Annotated in this window: 17 protein-coding genes, 2 tRNA genes and 1 pseudogene; 14 read left to right on the top strand and 6 right to left on the bottom strand. The window is 38.7% G+C overall.

The features are described from left to right. Positions 1 to 239: 239 nt before the first annotated feature. The 7 genes from MMP72_RS05175 to MMP72_RS05145 all read left to right on the top strand — a co-directional run bounded on the left by MMP72_RS05175 (position 240) and on the right by MMP72_RS05145 (position 5,523). Entirely contained in the window at positions 240 to 887 is a 648-nt protein-coding gene (locus MMP72_RS05175) for a hypothetical protein (protein ID WP_241315195.1), read from the top strand. A gap of 16 nt (positions 888 to 903) precedes the next feature. Further along, entirely contained in the window at positions 904 to 1,869 is a 966-nt protein-coding gene (locus MMP72_RS05170) for a D-glycerate dehydrogenase (protein WP_241315193.1), read from the top strand. Between the two features lie 114 nt (positions 1,870 to 1,983). Then, positions 1,984 to 2,571 carry a 1-acyl-sn-glycerol-3-phosphate acyltransferase gene (locus MMP72_RS05165; RefSeq protein ID WP_241315191.1) on the top strand — a complete coding sequence of 196 codons (588 nt, stop codon included), beginning with the start codon at positions 1,984 to 1,986 and terminating at the stop codon, positions 2,569 to 2,571. A gap of 170 nt (positions 2,572 to 2,741) precedes the next feature. Then, positions 2,742 to 4,139, top strand: coding sequence for a M48 family metalloprotease (locus tag MMP72_RS05160; RefSeq protein ID WP_241315624.1), 1,398 nt, complete (start codon positions 2,742 to 2,744; stop codon positions 4,137 to 4,139). Between the two features lie 61 nt (positions 4,140 to 4,200). Next, positions 4,201 to 4,686 (top strand): GNAT family N-acetyltransferase, encoded by a 486-nt coding sequence (locus tag MMP72_RS05155; RefSeq protein ID WP_241315189.1) that lies wholly within the window; start codon positions 4,201 to 4,203, stop codon positions 4,684 to 4,686. Between the two features lie 75 nt (positions 4,687 to 4,761). Then, positions 4,762 to 5,127, top strand: a complete 366-nt coding sequence (locus MMP72_RS05150) for a GFA family protein (RefSeq protein WP_241315187.1) — start codon at positions 4,762 to 4,764, stop codon at positions 5,125 to 5,127. 36 nt (positions 5,128 to 5,163) lie between these two features. Beyond that, positions 5,164 to 5,523, top strand: a complete 360-nt coding sequence (locus MMP72_RS05145; RefSeq protein ID WP_241315185.1) for a hypothetical protein — start codon at positions 5,164 to 5,166, stop codon at positions 5,521 to 5,523. Between the two features lie 80 nt (positions 5,524 to 5,603). Here MMP72_RS05145 and MMP72_RS05140 read toward each other — a convergent pair whose 3' ends face one another. Together MMP72_RS05140 and rpsU are read right to left on the bottom strand one after the other, a co-directional pair. Further along, a complete protein-coding gene (locus tag MMP72_RS05140; protein WP_004671955.1) occupies positions 5,604 to 6,050 on the bottom strand; it encodes a GatB/YqeY domain-containing protein in 447 nt (148 codons plus the stop codon). Between the two features lie 29 nt (positions 6,051 to 6,079). Beyond that, positions 6,080 to 6,295, bottom strand: a complete 216-nt coding sequence (gene rpsU / locus MMP72_RS05135) for a 30S ribosomal protein S21 (protein WP_004652785.1) — start codon at positions 6,293 to 6,295, stop codon at positions 6,080 to 6,082. Positions 6,296 to 6,440: 145 nt separating this feature from the next. Between rpsU and tsaD the strand changes: the two genes are divergently transcribed. Continuing rightward, entirely contained in the window at positions 6,441 to 7,448 is a 1,008-nt protein-coding gene (gene tsaD, locus MMP72_RS05130) for a tRNA (adenosine(37)-N6)-threonylcarbamoyltransferase complex transferase subunit TsaD (protein ID WP_241315183.1), read from the top strand. Positions 7,449 to 7,720: 272 nt separating this feature from the next. Further along, on the top strand, positions 7,721 to 8,224 hold the full coding sequence (locus MMP72_RS05125; RefSeq protein WP_241315181.1) for a hypothetical protein: 504 nt from the start codon (positions 7,721 to 7,723) through the stop codon (positions 8,222 to 8,224). A 150-nt stretch (positions 8,225 to 8,374) separates the two neighbouring features. On the opposite strand, the gene MMP72_RS05120 is transcribed toward MMP72_RS05125, so the two are convergent. Beyond that, positions 8,375 to 9,289, bottom strand: a complete 915-nt coding sequence (locus MMP72_RS05120; RefSeq protein WP_241315179.1) for an EamA family transporter — start codon at positions 9,287 to 9,289, stop codon at positions 8,375 to 8,377. Next, positions 9,286 to 9,864 carry a TetR/AcrR family transcriptional regulator gene (locus MMP72_RS05115; RefSeq protein ID WP_241315178.1) on the bottom strand — a complete coding sequence of 193 codons (579 nt, stop codon included), beginning with the start codon at positions 9,862 to 9,864 and terminating at the stop codon, positions 9,286 to 9,288. Before MMP72_RS05115 ends, MMP72_RS05120 begins: the two co-directional genes overlap by 4 nt. Positions 9,865 to 9,961: 97 nt before the next feature. On the opposite strand from MMP72_RS05115, the pseudogene MMP72_RS05110 reads away from it, so the two are divergent. Next, positions 9,962 to 10,066, top strand: a pseudogene (locus tag MMP72_RS05110) (TetR/AcrR family transcriptional regulator); the annotation flags it as partial. A 136-nt stretch (positions 10,067 to 10,202) separates the two neighbouring features. On the opposite strand, the gene MMP72_RS05105 reads toward MMP72_RS05110, so the two are convergent. Continuing rightward, positions 10,203 to 11,303, bottom strand: coding sequence for a DUF6670 family protein (locus tag MMP72_RS05105; protein ID WP_241315176.1), 1,101 nt, complete (start codon positions 11,301 to 11,303; stop codon positions 10,203 to 10,205). Positions 11,304 to 11,402: 99 nt separating this feature from the next. After that, entirely contained in the window at positions 11,403 to 12,293 is an 891-nt protein-coding gene (locus MMP72_RS05100) for an ATP-binding protein (RefSeq protein WP_241315174.1), read from the bottom strand. A gap of 178 nt (positions 12,294 to 12,471) precedes the next feature. Here MMP72_RS05100 and MMP72_RS05095 point away from each other — a divergent pair, with 178 nt between their 5' ends. The 4 genes from MMP72_RS05095 (at position 12,472) to MMP72_RS05080 (ending at position 15,106) form a co-directional block, all read left to right on the top strand. Then, positions 12,472 to 13,980 carry a DUF3336 domain-containing protein gene (locus tag MMP72_RS05095; RefSeq protein ID WP_241315172.1) on the top strand — a complete coding sequence of 503 codons (1,509 nt, stop codon included), beginning with the start codon at positions 12,472 to 12,474 and terminating at the stop codon, positions 13,978 to 13,980. Continuing rightward, the gene (locus MMP72_RS05090) at positions 13,955 to 14,785 is read left to right on the top strand and encodes a protein kinase (protein WP_241315170.1); all 831 of its coding nucleotides are present in this window, start codon (positions 13,955 to 13,957) and stop codon (positions 14,783 to 14,785) included. Before MMP72_RS05095 ends, MMP72_RS05090 begins: the two co-directional genes overlap by 26 nt. A gap of 94 nt (positions 14,786 to 14,879) precedes the next feature. Then, positions 14,880 to 14,964, top strand: a tRNA-Leu gene (locus MMP72_RS05085). Between the two features lie 68 nt (positions 14,965 to 15,032). Next, positions 15,033 to 15,106, top strand: a tRNA-Trp gene (locus tag MMP72_RS05080). The last annotated feature ends 140 nt before the right edge of the window (positions 15,107 to 15,246 follow it).

Here is a 15,246-nt window from a genome sequence, read left to right as displayed (position 1 = left end):
AATAAAAAGTTAAAGCGACAAAATGATGAAAAATTGCCTAAAAGTCGATGAATGAACAATTACCTACTCTTATTGAGTTTTTGCCTACATTACCGAGAAGTTGATTTCTTAGGATTCAGTTAAATTTGTATTGATGTGATTGAGCAAAAGGAAGCCATTTAGGGGAGGTTGGTTTATGTTAGAATATCTGAAATTACAGTATTGAAAATGGCTGTGAGATAACGGAACGAGTATCTAAAATGATTGGGCAGCAGAGAAACATATTAGCAACTTTAGGAATAGATGTTTGGGTTCCTAGAGAAGTTCTATGTCAAAAAAATACTGCACCTAGTTTATGGCGAGATCAAGTTGTAGAAGATATCGAACAATCTCCTGCGCTTACATTTGAGACAACTCCGATTTCTCAAGATATCCAAGCCGAACCCGTACAAATCCCACAGATCATAGACATTGAAACTCCTCAACAAACTGAAATTGTCGCAAAGCCAGTTGTTAAAGAAGTCGTTGTTGAAAAAGAGCAAATCGTTATAACAACACAAGTGCAAACTTTTGAGTTGCAAATGTACGTTTTGGATCGTTGTGCAATTTTGCTGGAAGGTAGCCAGCTTAGCGATGATCAAAGAAAATTGTGGCAGAATATTCAGAAAGCAAGACTAGGGCAATATGCTGAGTTGAAATGGCCGTTCCCATTGGCTGGGTTTCAGGAAGGGCGCGGATTATCTTCATATATTCAAGGTTTCTTGGATGCGACAGCCACAAATAAAAAGATTTTATGCCTAGGTCATCTAGATTTTATCCAGCATTCTAATATATTGCATTTAGCCAGTTTAGAAGAAATGATTGCTCAACCGTTATTAAAAAGACGGTTATGGCAATTGATGCAATAAGAGTGGAAATTTCATCATGAAGAAAGTTGTTGTATTTAGTCAAATTAATCAAGATGTTTTAGCACGGTTACAGCAAGATTATCAGGTGGTGGTACTCAACCCAAAGTTGGGTGACATTAATCAACAAATCCGAACTGAAGTAGTCGATGCTGACGCCATGATTGGTGCTGGGCGGTTACTCAATGAAAGCAATTTAGCGCCGGCACAAAAACTTAAAATCATTTCTACGGTGTCAGTTGGTTATGATAACTATGATGTCGATTATCTCAATCAAAGAAAAATTTGGCTCGCGAACACACCGCATGTATTAACAGAAACCACCGCTGATTTAGCTTTTAGTTTATTGCTGAGTGCAGCACGAAAAATCCCACAATTGGATGCTTGGACTAAACAAGGTCAGTGGAAACGAACAGTTTCGAGTGAGCAGTTTGGCGTAGATGTGTTTGGTAAAACATTAGGTATTATTGGTCTAGGTCATATTGGCGCAGCAATCGCTCGTCGAGGTTTTTATGGCTTCAATATGAATATCTTGTACCATAATCGCCGTGAAAAAATAGAAGTGGCTCAAGCATTTAATGCACAATATCGTGATCTAGATCAGTTATTGCAGCAATCCGACTTTATTGTGGTTGCAGTTGATTTAAATAGTCAGTCAAAAGCACTCATTGGCGAAGCTCAATTTGCATTGATGCAGAAACATGCGGTCTTTATCAATATTGCACGTGGTTCTGTGGTCGATGAAAATGCACTCATTGCAGCATTACAACAAAATAAAATCTTTGCGGCAGGTTTGGATGTGTATGCCAAAGAACCTTTGCAAAGTTCTCCTTTATTCGAACTACCTAATGTCGTGACTGCCCCTCATATTGGTTCGGCAACCACTGAAACACGCAATAAAATGGCCAATCTCGCTTATCAAAATTTGATTGATGCGCTAGAAGAGCGAATTCCTCGTTATTTAGTTAATCCAACATTTGATTAATTGCGACTGAATAATTGCTTACAACTTGATTGCTGAATAATTGCGCTAGTCCATCTTTTTACGTTGATTAATATTGCTACACTTGCGCCCTTTGATATTTCATCTGGGGTATTTGTGTTCGAGAAATTAGCTGAGCAAAGTTTGGGCTTAATGGGGTGGGAAATCGATAATCATTGGGATTTAGATATTGACCAATGTGTGATGATCGCCGCACCACATACCAGTAATTGGGATGCATTATATGCCCGTTTGGCTTTGAAGGCGTTGGGGGTACATGTTCGTCTTACCATTAAAGATAGCTATATGAAACTTCCTTTTGGTCCTTTTGTGCGGGCAATGGGCGGTATCGGTATCGATCGTAGAGCCAAACAAGAGGGTCAGGAAAGACCAAGTATGGTTCAACTGATGAGTGATCTTTTTAAAACGCATCCAAAATTGGTGATGTTGGTGACACCAGAAGGTACACGAGCGAAACAAGAACAATGGAAAACGGGCTTTTATCATATCGCTATAGCAGCGGGTGTTCCAATTGCGTTAGCTTATATGGACTATGCCAAGAAAAAAACCGGTGTTGGAAAAATCATTTATCCTACAGGTGATTATGAAAAAGACATGACGGAAATCATGGCTTTTTATGAAAATATTCACGCAAAATTTCCTGAAAAATTTAGCGTAGATCAGCGCTATATCACTGAAAAATAGTGTTTGTTGAGTTTAAAAAATATAAAAGAAGACAGTAAAAGCTGTCTTCTATAACACTTTGTTGCAAATTCCTCTCATTTTCAGTGCTATATTAAATTTCTCCATTAGAATCATAGAGAAACCCCTTGAGACCGCTGCTGCTTGCATGTGGCTTATTTGCCACGACCCAACTGAGTCATACTCAAGTCCTTTTGCCTACACAGGTGATGGGAGCAACTGAAGTCCCTGAAATTGGCAGTGGTATAGGTTTGCTCGACCAACAAAAAGAAAAATTCATCGGTGAAAAGGTATATCGTCAAGTTCATCGACAAATGCCTACGGTGCAAGATGCTTGGCTACAAGATCAATTTTTACAGGTTTTCTCAGGCATTCTAAGCCAAACCCAACTTGGGCAACCGATTGGTTTGGTGGTGATCAAAGATCCACAAATTAATGCCTTTGCCGTACCTGGTGGTTTGTTTGCAATCAATACTGGTTTGATTACTTCTGCTAAAAATTTGGATGAAATCGCTGGCGTCATGGCACATGAAATTGCCCATGTAACGCAACGACATTATAGCCGATCACAAGAAGCATTTAAGGGACAAGGATTACTGGCCTTGGCTGGGATTCTAGTCGGTGCTGCGATTGCTTCACAGGCAGATGGTGATGTTGGCTCAGCCGTAATGCTGGGGACACAAGCCGCTTTAATGGATAAACAGCTCAGTTATAGTCGTAATCAAGAGCGTGAAGCGGATCGTATCGGCATGCAATTTATGTATGCGGCAGGATACAATCCGCAAAGTATGGCGGACTATTTTGAAACCATGCATCGAGCGACCAGTCGAATTAGTTTCTTGCCAGATTTTTGGCTCACTCATCCCTTAACGACTGAACGTATGAGTGAAGCACGGTTACGTGCCAATCAACTGCCTAAAGTAAAGTCAGAGATTTATGATCTCAATTTTGACATATTGAAATGGTATACCTACGTCACTTCAAATCAAGCGACAGAAATTCAAATACAATCCCTTGCTGCACAGAAAAATGTTGCGGCACAACTGGCACTCAGTAAGTTTTATTTAGAACAAGGGGATTATGCTCAAGCACAATCAAATCTTGATTTGGTGAAAGTACGATTAAAATCTCATATATTGGTTCCGCTCATTCAAACAGATATTTATTTGGGACAAAATAAACTTGAGCAGGCAGAGAATACCATTGCGCCAATTCAAAGAACGATGCCTGAGAATCGTGCCTTATCTTATAAATTCGCAGAAGTATTGATTCGACGAGGGCAAGTCACACAAGCTCAAACATTGGTACAGCGATTCATTCATAAAAATCAACGAGATATTCGGGGATGGCAACTCTTGCAACAAGCAGCAAACGCAGACAAAAGCTTGCCATTACAAGCGGTGAATGTCTTATGTTATCGTGCAGAAGTTGAGTATTGGTCGGGCTATGAGGAAAATGCGATTAAATCGATGTTACATGCTCAGCGACTTGCGAAAGGGAATATGGCAATGTCGGCGAAAATTGATGCTCGTTTAAAACAAATGCAAGATGATCGCCGTAGAAAAATCTAATTCTTAATTTGATAGGAAAATGGGCTTGCTGAAATTTGAGGATAATAATGAGGAGGATTATATGGAAATTAAATTAGAAAAATTTAACATACAAGACTTTCACTACTATTTTCAATTGGTTAGTAATATAGAAGTAATGGCTATGATTACAGAAAGCGCTGTTCCTCGAGACAAAGCGGAACATGATTTTCAGCAACTTGTAATAAATAATCAATTACATGAAAATTTTGGTAATTTTAAAATTCTGGATGCTGATACGAATGAATTTATTGGTTTGGCGAAGCTAGAAATCAAAGAAATAGATGCTGACGCGCTTGAATTAGGTTATATGCTCTTGCCAAATTATTGGGGTAGAGGTATTGCGAGTAGAGTCAGTCAACATTTACTTGATATTTCAAAAAAAGAGAATTCAATTGATCAAATATTTGCGATTATTGATCCTAAAAATCTTGCCTCACGCAAGATTCTAACGCGTCAGGGTTTTAGGCATAAAGCATTTAAAGACTATGATGGATTGGCAGGTGAAATACTTGAATTAAAAAATTGATTTGAGTAATCAATCATAAAAAGAGTGAGTATAATTGTTGTAGTATAAATAAAAAATTAATTAAAAGGGGGGATTATGATCAAGGGGCAATGTTTGTGCGGGGCAGTGCAATACCAATATCACGGTAAAATCGAGAGTAGTATCTTATGTTATTGCCAACACTGTCAGCAGGCACAAGGTGCAATCGCGGGTTGGAATAGTCCACTCGATCAAACAAAGTTTGAATTTATCTCAGGGCAAGATCGACTGAACGAATATTTTCATACCCCGAATAAAGCGCGGGTATTTTGTCAAAACTGTGCAAGTCCCATTTATTCTTATCGTACTGATTTGCCAAATATCATTCGCTTGCGTTTGGGTACAGTGATTGAAGGACAGATTCCTGCACCCAAAGAAGAATTTTTTACCGAGCATAAACCAAAATTTATTGAATTAAGATAAGATGGCTGGCTTGAGTAGTAACGAAGTTAAAAATTGATGAAGAAAATTATTGGTTTTATTTTTGCGATTGGTTTTGTAGGGGCGAGTTCGGCAGCGTCGGTTGAGCAATATGTGCGTTCTGTAGAAAAAATAACAGCGACTTATGCGCAAGACATGCGGAATTTTTTACGTAGTTTAGATCCACAACTTTCACATTTCACACCTGAGCAGCAGGCAAAATATTGCGCTATTGTGAATCAATATGTGCAGGACTCTTATGGCGCTATTGAAAAGAATAGATCACATTTAACAGGGCAATATGCCACGATGACCAAGCAAGATGTAATTCATCAAGTGACTGCGTCAAAAGAAATGCAAATGCTAACTAAATATAATATTCAGTGTGATTTTAAATAAATAGGGTGCGTGGGTTCATTTGTTGAAATGAATCCAATCTATCAAATATAAAAGAGAGATATAAAGTCGAACTGGGCTAATTAGCTTAATTTTGCTTTAATTTTAGAAGAAACTTGTGCAGGATCGGCACGCCCGGCTATGATCGGACGTAGAGAATTCATCACCTTACCCATATCTTTCATGCTAGTAGCTCCTTGAGCAGAAATCGTTTGCTCAATGAGAGAATCAAGTTCTTCCTCAGTCATAGCGGCTGGTAGAAATTGAGAAATAACCTCAACTTCGGCTTGTTCTTTACTAGCTAAATCTTCTCGACCAGCACCTGAAAAGGCCTTGATCGATTCTTTACGTTGTTTAATTTGCTTTTCAATGACCGCAAGAACCTGAGCATCGTCAAGCTCAATGCGTTCATCAATTTCGATTTGCTTAATTGCTGCCTGTAGACCGCGAATAACCGTTACTGTTGCCATTTCTTTGGCACGCATAGAATTTTTTAACACGTCAGTAATTTGGTTTTTTAAAGTCGTCATAGTCTTTTCAGCAGTCAATCACAAATTAATTAGTAAAGGCGAGTAGTACGTACAGATTCGCGAGTCAATTTCTTTTGATAACGCTTAACTGCTGCAGCTTTTTTACGCTTACGTTCTTGAGTTGGTTTCTCATAGAATTCGCGTTTACGAACGTCAGCTAAAACACCAGCTTTTTCGCATGAACGTTTGAAACGGCGGATAGCTACGTCTACTGGTTCGCCTTCTTTCAACTTAACTTGTGGCATGTAAAATCCTCTAAGATGATGGATATGATCTAACGCACGATTGCACTAGATCGCAAGTGAAGGTCAGTATTTTACTCATTTACAACTCAGATCACAAGTCTATAATAGCGCTGATACTATTTTTGATCGTTGTAAAGGCAGTTTAATGATTGTTTTGGGCTTAGAAACTTCGTGTGATGAAACTGGGTTAGCACTCTATGATAGCGAGCTCGGCTTACGTGGACAGGTTTTATATAGCCAGATCAAACTACATGCAGAATATGGTGGTGTTGTACCTGAACTGGCTTCACGTGATCATGTTCGAAAAATGATTCCTTTGATTAATCAATTGCTTGAACAAAGTGGCGTTAAAAAACACGAAATTGATGCGGTTGCTTATACACGCGGTCCGGGCTTGATGGGTGCATTGATGACGGGTGCATTATTTGGTCGCACCTTGGCATTTGCATTCAATAAACCTGCGATTGGTGTGCATCATATGGAAGGTCATATGCTTGCACCATTACTTTCGGAGACTCCACCTGAATTTCCGTTTGTCGCTTTATTGGTATCAGGTGGACATACGCAACTGATGGCCGCCTATGGTATTGGTCAATATGAGTTACTGGGTGAGTCAATTGATGATGCGGCGGGGGAGGCGTTTGATAAAGTCGCAAAAATGATGAAATTACCTTATCCTGGTGGGCCGAATATCGCAAAATTGGCGTTACAAGGTGACGCTCAAGCCTTTGCATTTCCACGTCCAATCTTGCATCAGGGCTTAGATTTTTCATTTAGTGGTTTGAAAACAGCGGTTTCTGTTCAGTTGAAAAAATTGGGTGAAGAAAATCGTGATGCCGATGTTGCAGCATCTTTCCAAGAAGCAGTGGTCGATACCTTAGCTAAAAAATCAGTGAAAGCCTTAAAACAAACAGGTTTAAAGCGCTTGGTTATTGCTGGTGGCGTTAGTGCCAATCTTCGCTTACGTGAGCAATTAGAGGCATCACTCAAAAAGATTAATGCGCAAGTCTATTATGCCGAACCTGCTTTATGTACCGATAATGGTGCCATGATTGCATTTGCAGGTTATCAGCGTTTAAAAGCTGGGCAGCAAGATGGTTTGGCAGTGACCACAACACCAAGATGGCCAATGACAGAGCTGAAACCGACCTAAAATGAAACTAATCATTTTTATGGGATGCTAAGCTTCAGTTAAATCGAAGACTTCTTTCATAAATCCCCTTGCGGAACTTCAATCGTTCCTCATTCTCCCGATGGGAGAAATACAAAGAGGCTAAATAATGATGAAAGTGGTCTCTTATTTTATTTAAAAATCAAACGATTCATTTATATGCATGATGAGGGGTTGGAGTCAACGCTATCGTGTTAAAGTGTCGGATAAATTATTTATTGTGATGAGCTAAAACTCATAGCGGAGTACAGACGTTGAAAATTTCTTATGTTTTTACATGTGGCAGATTAGAGTCTTTATTTAAGATTCTAAATCTCACCCAGCAGGGTGAAGAGCATGACACATCAGAAGATAAAAAAATAATTGAACAATTCAGAAAGGATATCTCTTTAGGGCGGTCTTTTGAGGAAACTGAACTTTATCAATTGATAGAAAAGAGTGAGGAAAAAATCGTCATTAATCGCTTGAATAACATTCTTCGAGATAAACCGCCTCATCAAAATAAATTTGATTTGGATGAATATAAGACTGGTGCATGGTCTGAGTTTAGTGACTATAAGTTAGCCATTAGATTCTCTGATGCTAAAACACTGTTGAGTCAAAAGCATTTTGAAAAGACTGGTGAATATATGACCAGTCGAGGTATTGCTAAACTGACGGGTTTTAATCCAACCAACATTAAGAATATGTTAAATCATAAAAGAAGTGTGGTGAAAAAAATGCTATCGACATTGGAAAAATTAGCAAGAGAGTATTGATATTAAAGCGCTATAGAAGAGAGAAAGCGATGCAGAGAGACTTTGTTTTCTGCATCGATTCCAATTTTTTTATTTTTTAGGATAAGCAATGTGTTGATGATCATTTTCGCTCGTGATGTAGCATATTCAAATCCATTTTAGCTTCAAAACTTAAGTTGGTTTATCCGCTTTGGACAGTACCGCCAAGCACATAAAAATCAAAACCATACCTATCCAACCTATCGGTGCTAGTCGTTCACCAACCAGTAATACAGCAAAAAGTGCAGCAACCAGTGGTTCAAATAAAGTTAAGGTCGTTGCTGTGCTCGCTGAAATAGTTTTCAGGGCATAACCAAACAACAGATAACCAAGAAACATTGGAATCAGCATCATATAGCCAACAACATATAGGTTTACGGGCTCATCAAATAAGTTTGAGCCTGTAAAAAATAAAGTCGGTAATAAAATTAAAGCGCCGAATCCAAAAATCAAACCCATTGAGGCTCTAGAGTTTACACCTTGATCAATCATTTTCTTGGCAGCCCATGAATATAACGAATAGGTTAAGGCTGCAATAAGTCCAAGAATAATCCCTATGCTTTTTTGATCAGCACTGATTGCTGATGATGAACCTTGAGAATGCGATTCACCGATTGATAAAAGTAAGACCCCAGCAACACCAAAAATAAAACTAATCAACCATTTTAGTGATAATGCTTTTTGATCAAAAAACTTTTCAAGTAGTGCGGTAAATAGTGGCGCAGAACCAATCGAAACCACAGTACCTATGGTGATACCTGCCATTCGCATAGATGAGTAGAAGGCAAGCGGATAAATCGCTACAGAAATCATTCCAACCAACAGTAGTGGGAAATATGAGCGAATCTGCGGTAAATGACTGAGGATGTTTTTATGAGCGAGTAACGCTTGTAAAAGTCCACCGCCACCCATCGCAATTGCACCTATGGCTAATGGACTTAAATTGGGTGCATAAGAGGCCGCAGTACCCGTCGTACCCCAAAGAACAGAAGCAACTAAAACCGCAATAAACCCATAGTGCGGGCTGAGTTTGATCGCATTATTCAATTTCTAATCTCTTGTTCTAATAAGGACTGAGCCATTTTTCTGGCTGCAAAAACTTTGGCACTCGAACTTTCTAAACCAGCTCGAACGATAGAACCTTCCAAAATAAAAGAGAGTAGCAAGGCGAGTTGTGCAACTTTCTCAGGTTCATCAATCAGTTGCTTTAAGTGACCCGCTAAAATATTTTCAACTTCATCTTTATGTTTTTTTACCGCTAAACGTTCTGGACTATGCGCTGGAAATTCTGCCGCTGCATTGAGCAGTCCGCAACCGCGAAAACCATTTTCGTAGGCAAACTCAGCATGATCTTGATAGGCATCGAAAACAGCCAAAACCCCCTCGGTAGGTGTTTGGATTTGAGCTTTTCTTTTCTCGTATAAATCTAACCATTCTTGATGACGCGCTTCGATATAACAGGAGACTAACTCTGATTTAGTCCGAAAGTTATTGTATAAAGACATTTTTGCCACATTGGCTTGATCAATGATGCTGTTGATCCCTGTGCTATTAATTCCGTCTTGATAGAACAGCGTTGAAGCTGTTGCTAAAATTCTTTGTTTTGCTGATTTAGTGCTCATAATGATTTTAAAATAGGTATACTGATCTACCTAATTTTAGGGTGGGGTTAGAAAATATGCAATAGGGAAAGTAGTTTTATTCATTGATCTTAAGTTTTATACCTTGATTGAAGGATTAATTAGCCGCTTTTTGGTAGAAGGGTATGATGCAAATGTTGCAGATGAGATCAAAAAATCGATAAATCGTATGGTTGAAATCTAGTTATAAGCTTTATTAAATGTTTAAGGGAGATGACGATAGGTTCCAAAGAATTAAGCCGTTGAAAATATTTCAACGGCTTCGGCTTGATCAGAATAAATAAAAAATGCTTTGATCTCAGTGGTGAAGTGAATAGGGTTTAATCTTCAAAAGCTTTCTGACTTTCTACATCGATATATTCAATATAACCGCGTCCTTGGACTTCATTCTTCAAATACTCACCTGTAAAGGTATAAGCACTGGCATAACCAATACCATGACCATAGCGGAATGGACTATCAATTTTAGCAAAGATTTCTAAGATTTTATGATCAGTACCATCTTTTACTGTCCAAGAAAATAACTGCGGTAAACGCATTTTCTTGCCGCTTGGTGAAACATAATCGTCAACTTGATGTGCAATGACCTTGAACTCAACATTGGTATAGATCTCAGCAGGTTTATCTGTATGACGCACATGCAAAGAATAAGCAGCGGATTGACCTAAAATATCGGCTTTGGTTAACAAAAGTTGGGTTGTTTCAGTGAGGTTAATAATTTGATAGGTGAAGAAATCAAGCGGTAATTTATAAGGTTCGGGCAGGAGTTTTTTAACCACACCATGCGCACCTGTTGCACGTGCATATTCATAGGTACACAAACCTTCAGCTTGTGTTGTATTGCCTTGATATTCGAGCTGGCCTTTGAACGTTGCCAAGAGACTGAAATGATCATAGATCGGGGTTTTGATAAACCATGAGATTTGATCAGTCACATTTAAATCAAACTCGAAATTTAAGCCATGATAAGCGCCTTTTAGATGAATATTGGGCAAAGTACCTGTAATTGCAACTTCTTCACCTAATTCGATTTGTGTTCCATTTTCCTGAATATTGGTATCTTCTGGAATGATGTAGGCTTTTAATAAGTGTTCGTCTACAGCGGCTGTGCTAGAGAAAAACGTTGCGGTATTTCTTGGGTCGCCTAGCGTAATGTCATCATGATCAAATGCAAGCGCACCAGGTGTACCTAATAAAATCATAATGTTTAAATAACGATGTGGTTCAGGTAGCAATGGAAAGAAGATTCCATAATGTGTCCACGTATAAAACTTTTCTGTTGTTCTTGGGCGAATGATCTCTGGTTCAGAAAATGGAATGGTTGAATATTTTACGGCTTGATCTAATGTGCCTTGAGCAAGCAATAAGCTTTTACCCAAAATTTTGCTTGTCAGGGAAGTCGGTGGCAGTTGTTTTTTCATCTCTTTTCCTAAACTCAGTCTATGCTGGACCTTAGATTAAGAAAAACAACTGCTCATGCTAAGCGGAAATAAGGACAAAGCCACGGCTTTTGAGGACATTTATCCTTTTCCGCCGTCCGACAATTTTTCTAGGTTTTGCGAACCAATCCAGTGTTTTGAGAATTGATAGGCTGCGCGACCAGAACGTTGACCACGCGCTTGACACCATCTTAAACTTTCAGCGCGAACCTCATCATTAAATTCAATATCTGCTTTTTGAATATAATGCTCAACAATCTCTAAATAAAGCTGCTGATCCATTGGGTAGAACGAGAGCCATAGACCAAAACGATCAGACAATGAAATTTTTTCTTCAATGGCTTCTTGGGGATGTAGCTCGGTATATTGCGGAACATCGACTTTACGCACAGGGATATTTTCATGCATAAATTCAGGTAATAAATGACGACGGTTACTGGTGGCATAAATAATGAAATTACTTGAACCTGATTGCAGCGAGCCATCTAAAACACTTTTTAAACTACGATAATTTTCATCTTCAGCGTTAAAGGCCAAATCATCACAATAAACAATAAATTTCTCAGGACGGTTTTCAATTATCTTTTGAATTTTGGGTAGATCAGATAAATCATCACGTTCGATTTCGATGAGACGTAAACCTTGTGCTGAGTATTCACTAAGCAGGGCACGGACAATGGATGATTTTCCTGTACCACGTGAGCCAGTAAGCAAAACATCATTGGCAGGTAAGCCATTTAAGAACTGTAAGGTATTTTGAATAATTTTGTTTTTTTGACGTTCAATACCTTTCAGGTCTTCCAAATGCATTTTTTTAGGTTGTTGTATGGCGACCAGTTGTTGATTTTCCCATCGAAAAGCGATGGCTGAAAAATCGGTGGGTTGTTTGAGTGCAGGAAGAACTTGCTGTAATTGTGTCAAAACACTGGATAAAGATTGGAGAATAGATTCAGGTAAATCAAGGAGAGCCATAAATACAAACCAAACACAGTGATCAATGAATAGGGATATTATCATTGCTGTTGTTGAAATAAAAAATATCTCATTAAAAAAGATTGTAATAAGTGGATTTTATCCTTGATTGTTGCAGGCACTTTTTGCATTGTATAGGTGCAGAATGAGAAAAATACCATCAAAACTGGAAACACGAATGTCAAATAGACTTCATGAGAAAAAGAATACATATCAGACATATAGGGTTGGTGTGTTACAAGAGCGCTTACGCCATGCAAATTCGTATGTGGAATGGAAGTCCATTGCACTAAAACTAGACCAAGAAGCGGGTACCGAAGCATGGAAATATGACAATAATTCGCCTTATTTTGATGCTGAAATTTTATCTAAACGACATAATCTATTAAAAAAATATCGTACACAACATCGAACTCTTGATTTGATCTATGTATTAAGAGAAGGTTTGTCTTATGATTTTGCCAATATTGGCCATCCCATGCTATTTGCCGAGACTTATTGCGGTACCAAAAAAATTATAGAGAATTATGTTGAAGAGGTCAGTGAATGTTTTGGTTATTTGGCATCCAGTGAATGTATTACCTTTCAGTTGGAAGATAAAATAAAATTTTTTGAAGAATGCCAAAAAGCTTATGGACAGCCTGCTTTAATGTTGTCGGGTGGTGCAACATTGGGTTTGTTTCATACTGGGGTTTGTAAGGCATTGTTGGAACATGATCTATTACCCAAGGTAATCTCTGGTTCGAGTGCTGGTGCAATCATGACAGGAATGCTAGGTGTTTCGTCTGCTGATCAGATTCCTGCATTGCTCTCAGGAGAACACTTTTTTCATGAAGCATTCCGTTTTAGACGTATCATAGAATTGATCAAGGGGAATGGTGGTATTGCTGATGTGATGTATCTCAAAAAATTCTTGATCCGTAATATGGGGGATGTCACTTTTGCAGAAGCATATCAACGTTCGGGGTTGCATATTAATATCGCAGTTGCACCCTATAATACGGCACAGAATCCTCGAGTTTTAAATGCTTTAACTGCGCCAAATGTTTTGGTTTGGAGCGCAGTGCTGGCTTCTTGTGCTGTCCCCGTGTTATTTCCGCCCGTACATTTAACCAGTAAACGTTATGATGGTCAGCATACGCCGTATCTGGCGAATACAAAATGGGTTGATGGCAGTATGCGGAGTGATTTTCCTCAGGAAAAAATGGCAAGGCTGTATAATATTAATTACACCATTGCCAGTCAGGTGAATCCGCATATCGTGCCATTTATGCAAAGTGATAATGAGCGATTCCGTCGCGATGTATTGAGTTGGCCTGAACGAGTTATACGTCATCAAGGTAAAGCGATTGCAATGGATGTCATGGATTTAATCCGTAATTCAATGGGCAGTTTTTTCCCGATTCGACGTGCGTTAGATCATGGTTATGGGATTTTAGGGCAACGTTATTATGGTGATGTAAATATCATTGCTAAATATGGTTTAAGGCATTACAGCTATATGCTTCAAAATCCCCAGCCAAAATTATTTAAAAGCTTACAGCAAGAAGGTGAACGCGCAACGTGGTCTAAAATCGCCTCGATTGAAACACATGCCCGTATTGGTAAAACCATTGAACATTGTTTAGCATTATTGCGGAAGCAGGAAGAAAAGCAGCAGAATGAGTTTTACTACGTGGATCTCTGATCCAAATGTTCACTGGAACAATTTGACTTTAGATACGAAAAAGCGAAGTTATGATTTTGGACGGCGCTTATATACTTTTCAGGTTGAAAAGAAAAAGTATTGGCTCAAATTTCATGTTGCCGATACAGATCCAGTGATAGAGTGTGCTTTTCAATGTGAATTGGATTTTTATCAGCTTGCATCAAAAAAGTCTCAGCATTTTTTATTGCCGTATCACATCATTCAAATGGAACAGACACCGCAGTGTCTTAATCTTGAGACTAAGGGGAGTGGCTTAATCCTGTTAGATGCAGAGAATTTCTTCACGGATGTTTTACTCAGCAAAAATATTGCGAGCATTCAACAAAAAATAGGGCATGCTTTAGATGCACTTGATCACATGCATCAAATAGGTTGGATTCATGGTGATCTAAAGGTTGAGCATTTTCGTTTATATGAAGGGTCTTGTCGGTTGATCGATTTTGAACAAAGTTTTCAATCACACTGCTCGATTCCGATAATGAATGCGACCCCTCATTATATGGCGCCTGAGCTTTTTCACGGTGAAGCCAAAAGTATTCAAAGTGATTTATATGCATTGGGTATGATTGTGTATGAATGGCTGACCCAAACAAAATTACAAGCCAAAACTTACCATGATTGGGCTGTACTTCATTGTCAACAATTACAAATTCAGTTACCTCAAGACTTTACATGCTTGTTTCCATTCTTAAATGGTTTAATGCAAAAGCATATTGAACTACGGTTTAAGTCGGTTGCTGATGCAAAAGATTGTCTAAACACGATTGGCTTATTGCGAACATAAATCCTTGATTTGAATATTATATGTTCATTTGACTGGTTTTTTTATCAGAAAGACTTGTCAGAATTCGTGTTTCTCACTAATATGCATAGCCATCGGGGGCGTGGCGAAATTGGTAGACGCACTGGATTTAGGTTCCAGCGCCGCAAGGTGTAAGAGTTCGAGTCTCTTCGCCCCCACCAAATTAAAAAAGCAAGCATGTCTTGCTTTTTTTATGGTTAGGTCTGATATGATTTAATCAAGCTGTTATAGAGGATTGGTGTAATGGTAGCATGACGGTCTCCAAAACCGTTCGTCAAGGTTCGAGTCCTTGATCCTCTGCCAAATTTGAAAAAGGACTTATTTAAAGTCCTTTTTTTATTTCTGTGGTTGTCCTGTCCTGAAATAAGTTTACACATTAAGAGACTTATTTTATGGAACACGAAAGAGAACAACGAGTTAAGCGCACTCAACGAGATTATAGC

The organism is Acinetobacter sp. NIPH 2699 (assembly GCF_022549355.1).
Lineage (GTDB): Bacteria > Pseudomonadota > Gammaproteobacteria > Pseudomonadales > Moraxellaceae > Acinetobacter.
This window is presented reverse-complemented; position numbering and strand designations above follow the sequence as displayed.

Coding starts and splice junctions, on each gene's coding strand:
- MMP72_RS05175 (WP_241315195.1), top strand. CDS start 240: ATGATTGGGCAGCAGAGAAACATATTAGCAACTTTAGGAATAGATGTT.
- MMP72_RS05170 (WP_241315193.1), top strand. CDS start 904: ATGAAGAAAGTTGTTGTATTTAGTCAAATTAATCAAGATGTTTTAGCA.
- MMP72_RS05155 (WP_241315189.1), top strand. CDS start 4,201: ATGGAAATTAAATTAGAAAAATTTAACATACAAGACTTTCACTACTAT.
- MMP72_RS05150 (WP_241315187.1), top strand. CDS start 4,762: ATGATCAAGGGGCAATGTTTGTGCGGGGCAGTGCAATACCAATATCAC.
- MMP72_RS05145 (WP_241315185.1), top strand. CDS start 5,164: ATGAAGAAAATTATTGGTTTTATTTTTGCGATTGGTTTTGTAGGGGCG.
- MMP72_RS05140 (WP_004671955.1), bottom strand. CDS start 6,050: ATGACGACTTTAAAAAACCAAATTACTGACGTGTTAAAAAATTCTATG.
- rpsU (WP_004652785.1), bottom strand. CDS start 6,295: ATGCCACAAGTTAAGTTGAAAGAAGGCGAACCAGTAGACGTAGCTATC.
- tsaD (WP_241315183.1), top strand. CDS start 6,441: ATGATTGTTTTGGGCTTAGAAACTTCGTGTGATGAAACTGGGTTAGCA.
- MMP72_RS05115 (WP_241315178.1), bottom strand. CDS start 9,864: ATGAGCACTAAATCAGCAAAACAAAGAATTTTAGCAACAGCTTCAACG.
- MMP72_RS05105 (WP_241315176.1), bottom strand. CDS start 11,303: ATGAAAAAACAACTGCCACCGACTTCCCTGACAAGCAAAATTTTGGGT.
- MMP72_RS05100 (WP_241315174.1), bottom strand. CDS start 12,293: ATGGCTCTCCTTGATTTACCTGAATCTATTCTCCAATCTTTATCCAGT.
- MMP72_RS05095 (WP_241315172.1), top strand. CDS start 12,472: ATGTCAAATAGACTTCATGAGAAAAAGAATACATATCAGACATATAGG.
- MMP72_RS05090 (WP_241315170.1), top strand. CDS start 13,955: ATGAGTTTTACTACGTGGATCTCTGATCCAAATGTTCACTGGAACAAT.